We start from the raw sequence: 14354 nt of genomic DNA on the forward strand, positions 1-14354 counted from the left end.
TAAAATAACTTTACAATCAAACCAACTTAACTTAATATTAAGTTAATAAAAAAACGTATTATATTATTAAAATTTACGAGGAGTGGGGCTAAAATGAGTAAATTAGAAGAAATAATAAAGTATAATGAAAGTTTTGTGGGGAACAAAGATTATCAGGAATATGTAACAACTAAGATACCTAAGAAAAAGATGGCGATATTATCATGTATGGATACAAGATTAACAGAATTGTTGCCTAAAGCCATGAATATCAAAAATGGGGATGCAAAAATAATAAAAGATGCAGGAGCAACAGTTATGCACCCATTTGGTGGCGTAATGAGAAGTATATTAGTTGCAGTATATGAATTTGGAGCAGAAGATGTTTTTGTAATAGGACATCATGGTTGTGGGATGAGTAATTTAAACACAAAAAAACTTGTTGATAAAATGTTAGATAGAGGAATTAAGGAAGAAACGCTCTCTACTTTAAATAACGCAGGAGTTAACGTTGAGAGATGGCTTCATGGTTTTGAATCTGTTGAGGAATCAATAAAAGAAAGTGTTAAAATGATAAAAGATCATCCTCTTTTACCTAACGACGTAAGGGTACATGGTCTCATTATGAGTCCTGAAACTGGAGAATTAGAAATCATAATAAATGGAGATATTAAAGACGTAAACTAAAGGCTAGATACCGAAGTTAAAATTTATAGTTAGGTGTATAAATACCGAAAGGAAGGTCATGCATTTGTTCGGGTTACTTAAGGATTTTGTTGCGAATTTCTAACATTAGAAGTTGTACCCATTTTTGCATGCTCCCGTGACAAGCACAGGACAAGCAATAAATGGAACAACTTCTAATGAAGAAATGTCTGCAACTAAATCCCATATGTAACGCCTCCACAAAAGCATGACCTTCCTTTCTGGAATATATCATAATTGGAAATATATGTTTTGATTTGAGTTCGGTATCTAGATACGAAATACCTAGAGATCAATACATGGATTGTGATTACGTTGTAAATTTTTATGAGTTATCAAATCTATAGTGTTAATAAATACCCAATAATTTTAAAATTAAACATTGAATGTTATGTAGGAGTAAAATTTACCTATCCTATATGGGGACATCAGAATTCTTTGTCTGGCATGGGAGAATCAGCGTATTTTGAGTGTGTTCTTTCATATGCCTAATTTGCTAACCTCGGAAATATAAAAATATTTGCGTGAATATGGATTTACTTTAATTTACTACTAAATTAGAAATGGAATATATGTTTTTGCACAGTGTTCATAAGAAGATTTTGCTGGCTGTAATTCTAGATTATAAGTTGTTCCAAATGTGCTTGTTCAAAGCATAGTCTTTGAAGCAAGCACTTTGGATGCAACTTATAATTGTAGAATTACCCAGTAAAATCTTCAAGGAACCGGAGCAAACACATATATTCTATTTCGTCTTTTCAGCAGCAAACATAAATTGTCCTCAATACTTGCAAGTATTTCTATATTTCACTCAATTAGCAATACTTACACTTATGAAGAATGTAAATTATATCTTGGTTTCTAGTATGTGCTTCCAATATCTTTTAGGCATCATTCTACATTGAAGTTTAAGATTTTTTCGCTCTTGTATAGTAGTGGCTTTAAAATATGTTTTCCAAAGGTCTGTATATTCATCGTTGTGAAATTTTAGTTTTTCATAAGTTTCCATATCCATATCTATTATTTCGTAAAAATTTGTATTATATATTAAAGCCTTTTGTCTAGAAATATCGTGTATAATAAAATATTCCCTAGGAAATCTATTTTTAAAATGATCCCCAATAAGCTCTAAAATATCATTATCTGGTTCAATAGAAGAGTATAAAAGTTTCTCTTCTATTTGATTAAATCTAATAAATCCTTCAAATCTATGGCATTCATTTAAAACATTTTTTGTAATATTATCTACAAGTCTTATTACATCTATATTTAAAAAATCATGAACATCTGGTCCGAGTTTAAAGGCTATCTTTAAATAATTAAATATTATTATTCCTTTGTCCTCATAATTACTTAAAAATGCAAAGTATATTTTTTTTAATGAGAGGAAATTAATTTTATTTATAATAGCATTTTTTACTTTTTTGAACTTATTAATATCAGTAGAAATTTCAACTATATTCCCTAGTAGAAGGGGAGTATTTGTTTGGCTTTTTCCATATATAGATGTTGGAGGTGAGCCGTTTGAGTAAAAAGCATCATATATGGAAGTTAATAGGCCTTCAAAAGTATCGTCATATAAGTATATTTTCATAATCAAAACTCTCCAGTTAAAGAAGTAATTTTATCACCTAATGTTAATATATTTGACTTAGGAATTATATTATTTAAAGAGTTTTCATTTTTTATAGATGATATATGTGATAAAGAAATATTATCCTTAGGTAATATAATTCCAGAAGGAAGCTTTACATCATTAAATGAAGTATTATCAAAAAATGATATTTGATTAGGATTTACGCTGCCACTTTTAGAAATATCGTGTTCTAGAAGTTTATTTTTTATTTTAATAGTATCAAAAAGAACATCTCCATGATATTTTCCGTTACAGGTAATAAAATATTTAGCTCTTTTAAGTACAACCCTTAGATTTCTCAAGTCATCAAAGGTCAGATTATGAACTCTTCTTATTTTTAAAATTTTCTTAGCAGAAGTAACTCCTATACCAGGTATTCGTAATAATTTTTCATAAGAAACTTTGTTAATTTCAACAGGAAATTCATTCAAATTGGATAATGCCCAATGTGTTTTTGGGTCAAAATTTAAATCAAAGTTATCATCATCATTCTTCAAGAGTTCATTAGCTTTAAATCCATAATATCTAAGAAGCCAATCGGCTTGATAAAGTCTATGTTCTCTAAGCATTGGTGGATGCGTAATGTCAGGAAGCAGGTTATTGTCCTTAATTACAGGGACATAAGCAGAGTAGTACACTCTCTTTAGACTATATTTATTGTAAAGAGCTTCAGAGAGTTTTAGGATTTTTCCATCACTTTCAGGAGTTGCACCAACGATTAATTGAGTACTTTGACCACCTGGTACAAACAATGGTGTACTTTTTATGCTTTTTTTCATTTCACTATAATTAAGTATTGAATTTTTTATAGTTTTCATAGGTTGTAGAATTTTTTCTTTACTCTTTTGAGGTGCTAAAAGTTTAAGACTATTGCTAGAAGGAAGTTCTATATTAACACTCATTCTATCTACAAACTTTCCAGCTTCCTCAATTAAAGCATTATCAGCGCCAGGTATAGCTTTTAGATGAATATAACCATTGAACTTATTTTCTATACGCAGTTTTTTCACAGTTTTAAGTAGAAGTTCCATAGTATAATTAGGATTATAAATAACAGCAGAACTTAAAAAGAGGCCCTCTATATAATTACGCCTGTAAAAATTAATAGCAAGACTGCATATTTCATCAGGAGTAAAGCTTACTCTTAAAAAATCTCTAGATGATCCATTAATGCAATATTTACAATCAAAAATACAATCATTTGAAAATAATATTTTAAGGAGAGAAATGCAACGTCCATCCGGAGTAAAGCTGTGACAAATACCAGCTTCTGAAGCATTGCCTATTCCATTTTTAGCATTCTGTCTCTTTGAGCCAGAAGAGGAACAAGAGACATCATATTTTGCGGCATTAGATAATATTTTTAATTTTTCCATTAAATCCATTTTGATTACACTTCCTTATAAAATGAAACTTTAAAATTAAAATATATGCTCTGACAAAACTTGAATAGTGTATTGGAATTTAGTTTTTGTATTTTTGCATTAATTAGGCACGTAGAGAATAAAATTTTAAAGTTAAATTAATTATCATAAAATATACACGCTCTAAAAAATTTAATTCATCGAAGTTTATTTTAAAATATAAGATAATAAAAAATTAGGTAATTCTATAATGATTGAATCATATTTTTTAGAACATATACAAATAGAAAAAGAACATATATTCGTTAAAAATATTATATACGAATATATGTTCTGTGGCAATGAATTCATTTTAAAGTTTTGATAAAAAACTAAAATGAAAAGTTAAATTCCGTATGTAAGAGTAACTTCTGTGTAAATAGAATTCAGTTATAAACTTATTTATGATTAAATTAAAAAAATAATGCTTTGGTATATGTTACATTAAAAATAATCAGTAACTATAACAAATGCATTATTTATTTTAATAAATATATTAAATAGCGGTTACAGTATCACGCTCAATTAAAGTATTCATAAGAATAATTCTCTTGCTGCAAGAATTATCACATTCTATTTTTTCTAATAGCAGTGTTGCTGCATTTGAGCCAAGAAGAAACATGTTTTGATCTATAGTAGTTAACTTAGGTTCTACAAATTTACTCAAATCTATATTATCGAATCCCATAATAGATAATTTATCTGGTACATCTATATTTAGTTTTTTGCAAGCGTTAAGTACACCAACAGCCATAAGGTCATTGCAAGCAAGAACTGCAGTTGCAGTAGATGATTTAAGGATATTTAGGAATGTATTAACAGTGTTATCAACAGTTTCACTACTATTTCCATTTCCTATGTTGATAATATTTTTTGGATTAAAATTATTTAAATCATCCATTATTTCTGTATAAACTTTTTCTTTTACGTCATAAGAATAACTATCTTTTCCTCTAACAAATAGTATATCTTTGTGATTTTTTTCTAATAAATAATTTAAAGCCATACTTGCACCCATAGCTTCATCATTTACAACAGATGAAATATTTGTGGACACGGAATGTCCATTAACAAAAACAATGGGAGTTTGTTTTGAAATATTATGAAAAAATTTAGATTTAATATTTTCTGTATTTGGGTCAATAACTATTATTCCAGATACATTCCTAGATAATAAATTGTTAACACATAATTTTTCTTCTTCACTATCATTATTACTACATGCCAGCACTAAAGACAAATTATTTGCTTTTAAGCTGCTTTCAATCCCGTTTATAACTTCTGGGAAAAACATATTATTGATACTAGGAACAACAACACCTATAGTAGCTGACTTCTGTTTAGTAAGCTCACGTGCTTGCATATTGGGAATATATTTAAGTTCCTCTATTACTTCAAGTACTCTTTTTCTTGTTTCTTCTTTCACTGGATAATTGCCATTCATTACCCTTGAAACAGTGGCAACAGATACATTAGCTTTTTTTGCTACATCTACTATGGTTAATTTCATAATTATTCCACCTTATAATATATTTATAAATTTATCAAAGGCAGCAAATCCTTCTTTATTTCTTTTAAATACTCCGGAGTGACATAATACTTCTAAGAATTTAAATCCAACTTCCTCTTTTAAAATAGAATCAACGTTTTCTTGAGATATATTAGAGTGTTTTTCTAGAAGATATTTATACCAATCAGAATGTTTTGCCACCATTTCATCATCTAAAATGTTGTCTTTTCTATTAATTAAGTATTCCTTTAAAATGTTTAATTCTTCTTTTAATCTTGCAGGAAGAACTGCAAGTCCCATGACTTCTATTAGTCCTATATTTTCTTTTTTAATGTGATGAACTTCACTATGAGGATGGAAAATACCAAGAGGGTGCTCAGTACTTGTTCTATTGTTCCTTAAGACTAAATCTAGTTCGTACTTATTATTCCTTTTTCTTGCAATAGGAGTAATAGTATTATGCGGTTCATCCATTGTATGACTTAATATATTTACAGATTCATCAGAATAACTTCTCCATGAAGTTAAAATATGATCAGCTAAATCTAATAATTTATCTTTATCATTACTTGAAAGTCTAACAACAGACATAGGCCATTTGACTCTACCTATTTCAACATCTTCATAATTTTTAACTGAGTAGTTTTTTTCTATTATAGCCTTTTCCATAGCAAATGTGTAGTGACCACCTTGATAATGATCATGAGATAGTATTGATCCTCCAACTATAGGCAAGTCAGCGTTAGATCCAGCAAAGTAATGAGGGAGTATATCAGTAAAAATCAATAAATTCCTAAAAGTATCCTTATTAATTTTCATAGGTATATGCTCGCTATTTAGAATTATACAATGCTCATTATAATAAGTATAAGGGGAATACTGTAAGAAATATTTTTGTTTATCAAAATCCAAAGGTATAATTCTATGAGTCTGTCTGGCAGGATGATTTATATGACCATAAAATCCTTCATTTTCTTTACATAATAAACATTTAGGATATGAACTAGATTTAATCAATTTAGCCTTTGCTATATCTCTAGGATCTTTTTCTGGCTTTGATAAATTAATTGTTATATCTAAGTCTCCATATTCCGTTGGTGCTTTCCAGATTATGTTCTTATCAATTCTATCTTTTCGAATATAGTTAGAAGAAATACTTAAATCATAATAGTACTCAGTAGCTTTAGTTGGAGATATATTATATAAATTATTAAAATTATTTATAACCTCAGAAGGTCTTGGCATTACGCAGTTCATAATTAAAGTATCAAATAAGTCTCTTTCAGTCACTGTATTTTCTATTAAATTATTTTCACATGCGTAGTCTAAGATATTTTCTAAGATAGGAGTTGGAGTTTCTAAAGTTTCATCAACTTCACAAACTTCAAATTCATTTAAGTTTAATACTCCAAGAATCATATTGGTAGAGTAAATTATATCATCATTATTTATAAGATTTTTTTTCAATGCAAAGTTTATAAGTCTACTTATTTCATGATTTATATTTATCATGCTAAAACCTCCTCAATTTTAACAAAAGGTATTAATCTAAGACATATCTAAAAAATAAGTCCATGTTAGTTTATTTCATAGACTATCTTTTTCTATGCCTAGGTGGCGGAAACTTGAACCATATAAGTTTTTAGGTTGGCTCTAGTTTCCCAAGATAAATTTTAAAATTCTATATGATTTTATTATTTGTCATCATATCCGTTAGGATTATTTTTGTGCCATGTCCAAGCTGTTTTGATTATAGCTTTTACATCAGTATATTTAGGAGTCCAGCCTAGAATCTTTTGAGCTTTTTCATTAGAAGCTATTAATCTTGCAGGATCACCAGCACGTCTTTCGCCCACAACAACTTTAATTTCTTCACTAGTTGCTTCTTTAGCTGAATCAATCATTTCTTTAACGCTAAAGCCAATTCCATTACCTAGATTGAAGATGTTACTTTTATTTCCGCTTTGTAAATACTCAACAGCTTTTATATGTGCGTCTGCTAAGTCTAGTACATGAATATAATCTCTTATACAAGTACCATCAGGAGTATCATAATCTTCTCCAAAAACAGTTATAGCTTCTCTTTTTCCAAGTGGAACTTGAAGTATTAGAGGTATTAAGTGACTTTCAGGAGAGTGATCCTCACCGATGCTTCCATCTTCTAGTGCACCAGCTGCATTAAAGTATCTTAAAGAAACGTAATTTATTCCATTAGCTTTGCTAACCCATTTCATCATTTTTTCCATAGTCAGCTTTGTTTCACCATAGGTATTAGTTGGATTTGTTTCATCATCTTCAGAGATAGGAATTTTCTTTGGTTCTCCATATACTGCTGCAGTTGAAGAAAAAACTATATTCTTAATATCATGTTTTACCATGCTTTCAAGTAATATTTGCATACCATATACATTATTATTGAAATATAGTAGAGGTTTTACCATACTTTCGCCAACTAAAGAATTAGCAGCGAAATGTATAATAGCATCGATTTTATTTTCAGAAAAAACTTTATCTAAAAACTCAGAATCTCTTATATCACCTTTATAAAATTTTGCTTTTGGATTTACAGCTTTCATATGACCTGATTGTAAATTATCAACTATTATTACGTCTTTATTTTGTTTTACAAGTTCATGAACTGTATGAGAGCCGATATATCCAGCACCACCACAAACTAATATTGACATATTAACATCTCCCTTATTTTTATTGATTTGGTTTAAAGACTTATACTTTAAATTTAAACTAAATCTTTCTTATAATCAACTTAATAAAATCTTAAGTAGTAAATCTTTTATCCAATTTTTCTTGTTCCATCTGAAATGCTAACTACATAGAAGCTAGGTTCATAGCCAATTTTGCTTGTATATTCAGCTTTAACTTTTTCTACAAATGAATCTATGCAGTCTTCTTTAACAATATTAACTGTGCAGCCTCCAAAACCAGCGCCTGTCATACGAGCTCCAATTACACCTTCACTTTTCCAAGCAAGAGAAACTAAAGTATCTAGCTCTATTCCAGTAACTTCATAATCATCTCTTAGAGAAATGTGAGAATCATTCATAAGTTTTCCGAATAGAGTTAAATCATTTTCTTCTAGAGCTTTTACAGCCTTTAATGTTCTTCTATTTTCATATACTGCATGTTTTGCTCTTTTTGCTTTAATAGGATCTGAAATACAAGATTTAACTTCTTCAAATTCTTCTTCTGTAAGCTCACCTAAAGCATTAATATTCTTAACTTTTTGTATTTCAGCTAAGGCAGTTTCACATTCACTTCGTCTTTCATTGTACTTAGAGTCAGCTAGACCACGCTTTTTATTTGTATTGGCAATTACTATCTTGTAGCCATCCATAGCAATAGTACTGTATGAATATTTCAAGGTATTACAATCTAAAAGAATCGCACAATTTTCCTTTCCCATGCCAATAGCAAATTGATCCATTATTCCACAATTTACACTGATAAATTTATTTTCAGCTTCTTGACACATTTTTACTATATCAACCATGTTGATATTTAAATTGAACAAATCATTTAATATAGTTCCCATCAAAACTTCTATTGAAGCAGAAGAGGACAATCCAGAACCATTTGGAATATTTCCATAGAAAAGTATTTCAAATCCATTAGGAATATTATAACCATGATTTTCAAAAGTTTTAATTACACCTTTAGGATAATTGGCCCAATCGTGTTGTTTTTCATATATCATATTCTCTAAACTAAATTCTAAAATTCCTAATTCTTTAAAGTTTAAAGAGTTAACTAATACATTTTTATCTTCTCTTTGTCTAACTAAAGCATAAGTTCCAATAGTAAGAGCGCAAGGAAAGACATTACCTCCATTGTAATCAGTATGCTCTCCAATTAAATTAACTCTTCCAGGTGAAAAGAAAACACTTTCAGCATCTTTTGCAAATAATTTTGTGAAATCACTTTTTAATACATTAATATTCTCCATATTTAATACCTCCCTTTTAATTTAATAGTAAGCGATTACTATTAAAAAGTAAAGAGGGAATTAAGAAAATTTAGAATTTTTTAGATATATACAAAATCTGTGAATATACACTATAGATGAAGGCTTAATAGGACAACAGTGATAAGCTTGATCTTTCATGAGAAAGATTACAAATAATAATTATTTCTGAAGTGATTATTTGAGAATATATAAATTTAGAATATTTTTATAGAAAAGGCTTACTGTTATAAAATTTAATAGGTAGCCTAAATTTTAAGCTACCTATTAGAATGTCCACTATTTTTTTGAATGGGAATGTCTATTTGAATTGTTGTTCATATTGTTCATCATGTTATTCATATTATTCATAGGCATATTGCCCTGATTTCCCATTAGCATACTTAATAAGGAATTAATATCGTTCATATTTCCCATATTATTCATATTTGGACCATTGCTATTCATATTATTTGCATTATTCATGTTAGGGTTGTTATTTGGATTATTAAATGGAGAACCGTTAGATCCGCCCATATTTCCCATCAACATGTTCATTAATGGATTTCCATTCATAGGGTTCATGCCGCCACCCATGCCACCCATAAGCATGTTCAATAAAGGATTACCACCCATTTGATTTGGATTACTGCCACCATTTTGGTTAGGCATCATGGGATTTCTAAATCCGCCACCCATTCCATTAAAAAGGGAACTGAGTATCATACTTAATAAAGGATTCATTTTACCACCTTTTTGTTAATTGCTTTATTATAGTTTATTACAGAGGCATATAAAAGGATACTAAAATTTAATCTATAATAAAATATATATATGTTGCAATTCACAATGCACAACGCACATTGCACAATTCACAATTGCAACTAAAATTATTGCAATATTTTTAGAATTATCATGAAGAATCATTTTTGAAATATATATATTAATGAAAGAAAATATTTTATGTTTAGAATACAGAATAAAAGAGGAAAAAATGAATAAAATAAACACAAGAACGAGGGCTGAGAACTGTAATCTTAGTTCTTTTTTATGTTTGTTTATGAAATATAAAGACAGCTAGAGAATATAAGCTAAGGAACTTAGGAGAATTTTATGAGAATCGGAGAACTGGAGATAGCAATAATAGATATAATTACATTTACGGGAATATTAATAACTCTTTTAACAGGAGTGCTTAATTTATTTCAAAACAAGAAAACTCTTTACATAAATAATATTACAAGATTTAGAGTCATATGGATAACTACATTAAGAACGCATATTGCAAGCTTGAAAGAGCTAAGCAATATAACTAACTTATATATTAGAACTAAAGATGGAAGTAATAAGGTTGAATATAGAAGAGAGTTAGATAAAATAGTATCGTTGATTAAAATGCATTTGAATTTTACAGGAAAACTAGATATTGAGCTAATATCAAAAGTAGAAGAATTAAAAGCTACACTTAATAGTTATTTATTAATATATTATTGTAAAAATGCAATAAAATCTGCAGAAAGAAATGAAGATATAACAACGAAATTTTATGAAGCTATAGATGTGATAAGTGAAAAAAAAATATTAAAGGAATTTTTGACTATGGCAAATAGTTATAAGAATGTTGAACATAAAAATAATATAAATTTATTAAATTTACTAGAACTTAAAAATGAAGTTAAATCTGCATACAGAGATGATTTGCAATTAATAAATAATATAGTTGAAAAAAGCGACTATATAGTAAGTAATTATGAAAATGAAATTGAAAGCCTAAATAGAGATATAGATGAGCTTGTGCAAATATGTTTAAAAGCTGAGTGGATTAGATGTAAGGTAGAAACTAGAATATGGCCGTATAATAAATATGATGAAGAAAGAGTAATTACTAAGCTAAAGGATGAATATAAAAATATTAGCCATAAAATGCAGACTTATAAATAGGAAGTCGCATTTATAAAGTTGAATAATAAATTTACATTTAAAAATGCTAGTAAGAAGGATCTTGCATTGGGATTAGAATTTAGAAACTTAAGTATGATATATATAATTTTATAACTTAAATCCTAATAATATTGATTATAAATTTTCATAGTGATATTATTTTTATTAACATGGATATAATTTCATATATAGAAATAAATGTTAATAAAAATAATTTTATATACATATGTTAAGGGGGCTATATAATATGGAAGAAAAAATTAATAGACAAAAGGCATGGGACGCACTTTGTAAGTATAATAAAAGTGATGCACTCAGAAAACATGGACTAGCAGTAGAGGGGCAATGAGACATTTTGCTAAACTCTATAATGAAGATGAGGATGTATGGGGCATAATTGGATTACTTCATGATATAGATTATGAAATGTATTCAGATAAGCATTGTGCTAAATCTCAAGAAATAATGAGAGAAGAAGGATTTCCGGAGAGTTATATAAGAGCGGTTGCATCTCATGGATATGGAATAGTAAATGAAATAAAACCTGAAAGCAATGCTGAGAAGGTACTTTATACAATAGATGAACTTACAGGTCTTATAGGGGCAGCTGCATTAATGAGACCATCTAAAAGCGTAATGGATCTAGAAGTTAAATCTGTTAAGAAAAAATTTAAGACTAAAGGATTTGCGGCAGGAGTAGACAGAAATGTAATATTAAATGGTTGCAAGATGATAGATATGGAATTAGACAAGGTTATAGAAAATACAATTTTAGGAATGAGAAATGTAGCAGAAGATATTGGCCTTTAGTATGGAATATTAATAGTTAAATTTATTAGAAAAATATAAAATTATATTGATAAAATACATTATTAAAATTAGGAGAATTTTTATGATTAAAAATGTAATATTTGATCTTGGAAATGTTATTTTAGATTTTCAACCAAAGATATATGTGGAATCTAAAATTGATGAAGAAAAGGTAGAAGAAATATATAAATGTGTATTTCAGAGTGATGAATGGCCGATGCTTGATAGAGGAACAATTTGTGAAGAAGATGCTAAAAGAAATATAATTAATAGAAACACTGAAAGTGAAGAGTTAATTAATAAAGTCTTTGAAAATTGGTACGACATACTGACTCCAATAGAAAGCAGCGTGGATACATTAAAAAAACTAAAGCAAAAAGGTTATAAAATTTATTATCTATCCAATTTTCATCTAGCAGCGTTTGAATATATAAATAATAAATATGACTTATTTAAATTATTTGAAGGAGGAGTGGTTTCTTATAAAGAGAAATTACTTAAACCTGAAAAAGAAATTTATGAGAAGATACTATATAGATATAGTTTAGAACCAGGTGAAACTTTATTTATAGATGATATGGAGCAAAATATCGAAGCTGCTATTAAGCTTGGATTAAAAGGAATAGTTTTAAAAGAACCAAGGAAACTGGAAGATGAATTACAAAAATTTGATATCAATATTTAAATAGTAAATAATAGAATGCATTAAAGTATTTTTATTGGACAATATAACACTAAAGGTTTTTAGAATAGGCATATAAAATATACTAAAATACTGACTTGCTATATTTTAATTATTCAGCAAGTGTATTTTAAAAAATTAAAAAACAGAGTTTAAAAATATACACATATGCTTATCTAGAAAATAGGAGGTGTTTGTATGGAGGATAAATATAATGTATCTTCAATGGGATTAACATATGACTTTATTCATAATGCTGCTGTAGCAAATACTGACATAAAGTTAAGTGATAACGAAGATTCACAGTCAAATGTTGAAAAAAGCTCTATAAAGGCTATAATAAAGCATTCGGGTGAGATAACAGGATATGAGCTTTCAAATGGAGAGAGAATAACTAAAGAAAGAGGCGTGGAGCTAGCCAAAGATGGAGCTATATCTGGAGTATCTGTCTCAACATCAAGAAAAGGTGAGGAATATTTACGGAGCTTAAGAGATGATGATGAGTCAAACAATTTAAGCGCCTTGCCAGTAGTAGAAGAATAAAATACTTTTTTAAATAAAATTTGCTTATAAACTCTATGAAATATGTTACTATTAAAATAAAGAAAGAATATTTTTAACTAGAAAACTCATATCATTGAATTCAATGATATGAGTTTTTTCTTAAAAGTGTTAAAATAGTAAAAGAAGCATAATAATGAATAGATATGTGCTTAGAGGAAAAAAATAATAATTATAAGTTGATTAATGTAAGGAGATGTATTCATGAGTGATTTAAGTGACTTAAAGGAAATGACAAAAGCTAAGGCAGCAAAAGAAATGCAAGAATTGAAAGATAAGATATTAGAAAGATTGAGCTCGATTAAAAGAGATGGGATAGATGAATTAATAAAATATCTTTTAGAAAGAACCGATTATTTTACAGCCCCAGCATCTACTAAGTTTCATTCAAACTTTGATGGAGGATTAGCACTTCACTCTGATAATGTTGTTGAACTATTAATACAAAAAAATAAACAATATAACATAGGTTTGAGTCATGATACAATGTATTTAACAGGATATCTGCATGATCTGTGTAAGTGTAATTTTTATGAAAAAACTATGAGATTAAAAAAAGATGAGATGACAGGAAAGTGGATAGGATATGCAGCCTATGAATTTGACGATAAAATTCCTTTAGGACATGGAGAGAAAAGTGTAATTCTACTTCAACAGTTTGTCAAGTTATCATTAGAAGAATGTTTAATGATAAGATGGCATATGGGTGCTTATGTTCCAAAGGATGAATATAGAGACTACAATAAGGCAATAGAAATGCATAAGTCAGTTTTGGCATTTAGTAATGCAGATGCAGAGGCTTCACATTTCTTGGAAGAAGTAAGAGAACCAGAAGTTTATTCAATAGAAGAATATAATCAATATGTAAAAGAAAGAGCTTTAAGAAAAAATAGTTAATTATTACTTTATTTATATATGTGAGAAATAAGAAGGATTTGCAACCAAAATAAAGCATAAGGGACTTCAAACAAATTTATCAAGTATATTAAAGAAATATTGTCATAAATAGTAGCAATTTTAAAGATAATATAGTAAAATGTCAATGTTGTATAATAAAGATGTTTCAAGGTAAACTAGAAGGTGAGTATTTGAAGGTTATAAACATTAGAATATATAGGATTTTAGTGATTGAATTTTTGAAACAAATTCTAATGCAACTATAATTT

General features: G+C 28.2%; 12 protein-coding genes and 1 pseudogene. 6 read left to right on the forward strand and 7 right to left on the reverse strand.

Annotated elements, in window-relative coordinates; translation table 11 throughout:
• Nucleotides 1-93: 93 nt before the first annotated feature.
• A complete protein-coding gene (locus L1S46_RS16380) occupies nucleotides 94-666 on the forward strand; it encodes a carbonic anhydrase (protein WP_087701205.1) in 573 nt (190 codons plus the stop codon).
• Nucleotides 667-1531: 865 nt separating this feature from the next.
• Here the strand turns inward: L1S46_RS16380 and L1S46_RS16385 are convergent.
• From L1S46_RS16385 to L1S46_RS16415, 7 genes are all read right to left on the reverse strand, one after another.
• Nucleotides 1532-2278 carry a TIGR03915 family putative DNA repair protein gene (locus tag L1S46_RS16385; protein WP_238900444.1) on the reverse strand — a complete coding sequence of 249 codons (747 nt, stop codon included), beginning with the start codon at nucleotides 2276-2278 and terminating at the stop codon, nucleotides 1532-1534.
• A gap of 2 nt (nucleotides 2279-2280) precedes the next feature.
• Nucleotides 2281-3705 carry a putative DNA modification/repair radical SAM protein gene (locus L1S46_RS16390; RefSeq protein ID WP_077830879.1) on the reverse strand — a complete coding sequence of 475 codons (1425 nt, stop codon included), beginning with the start codon at nucleotides 3703-3705 and terminating at the stop codon, nucleotides 2281-2283.
• Between the two features lie 514 nt (nucleotides 3706-4219).
• On the reverse strand, nucleotides 4220-5233 hold the full coding sequence (locus L1S46_RS16395) for a LacI family DNA-binding transcriptional regulator (RefSeq protein WP_238858925.1): 1014 nt from the start codon (nucleotides 5231-5233) through the stop codon (nucleotides 4220-4222).
• A 12-nt stretch (nucleotides 5234-5245) separates the two neighbouring features.
• Entirely contained in the window at nucleotides 5246-6745 is a 1500-nt protein-coding gene (gene galT / locus L1S46_RS16400; RefSeq protein ID WP_238858924.1) for a UDP-glucose--hexose-1-phosphate uridylyltransferase, read from the reverse strand.
• 182 nt (nucleotides 6746-6927) lie between these two features.
• Nucleotides 6928-7920, reverse strand: coding sequence for a UDP-glucose 4-epimerase GalE (gene galE, locus L1S46_RS16405; RefSeq protein WP_012060576.1), 993 nt, complete (start codon nucleotides 7918-7920; stop codon nucleotides 6928-6930).
• A 107-nt stretch (nucleotides 7921-8027) separates the two neighbouring features.
• Complete coding sequence (locus L1S46_RS16410; RefSeq protein ID WP_238900445.1) at nucleotides 8028-9197, reverse strand: galactokinase; 1170 nt, start codon at nucleotides 9195-9197, stop codon at nucleotides 8028-8030.
• Nucleotides 9198-9494: 297 nt separating this feature from the next.
• Entirely contained in the window at nucleotides 9495-9938 is a 444-nt protein-coding gene (locus L1S46_RS16415; RefSeq protein WP_077309330.1) for an RNA-binding protein, read from the reverse strand.
• A 369-nt stretch (nucleotides 9939-10307) separates the two neighbouring features.
• Here L1S46_RS16415 and L1S46_RS16420 point away from each other — a divergent pair, with 369 nt between their 5' ends.
• The 5 genes and pseudogenes from L1S46_RS16420 (at nucleotide 10308) to L1S46_RS16440 (ending at nucleotide 14085) form a co-directional block, all read left to right on the forward strand.
• Nucleotides 10308-11135 (forward strand): hypothetical protein, encoded by an 828-nt coding sequence (locus L1S46_RS16420; RefSeq protein WP_238858923.1) that lies wholly within the window; start codon nucleotides 10308-10310, stop codon nucleotides 11133-11135.
• A gap of 247 nt (nucleotides 11136-11382) precedes the next feature.
• Nucleotides 11383-11945 (forward strand): annotated as a pseudogene (locus tag L1S46_RS16425) (HDIG domain-containing metalloprotein).
• 82 nt (nucleotides 11946-12027) lie between these two features.
• Nucleotides 12028-12630: an HAD family phosphatase gene (locus L1S46_RS16430; RefSeq protein WP_238858921.1), complete on the forward strand. Its 603-nt coding sequence runs from the start codon at nucleotides 12028-12030 to the stop codon at nucleotides 12628-12630.
• A 195-nt stretch (nucleotides 12631-12825) separates the two neighbouring features.
• Nucleotides 12826-13170 (forward strand): DUF3892 domain-containing protein, encoded by a 345-nt coding sequence (locus tag L1S46_RS16435; RefSeq protein ID WP_017212590.1) that lies wholly within the window; start codon nucleotides 12826-12828, stop codon nucleotides 13168-13170.
• A gap of 222 nt (nucleotides 13171-13392) precedes the next feature.
• A complete protein-coding gene (locus L1S46_RS16440) occupies nucleotides 13393-14085 on the forward strand; it encodes a hypothetical protein (protein WP_238858920.1) in 693 nt (230 codons plus the stop codon).
• Nucleotides 14086-14354: the final 269 nt, after the last annotated feature.

This window comes from Clostridium sp. YIM B02500, assembly GCF_022324665.1.
GTDB classification, from domain to species: Bacteria; Bacillota; Clostridia; order Clostridiales; family Clostridiaceae; genus Clostridium; species Clostridium beijerinckii.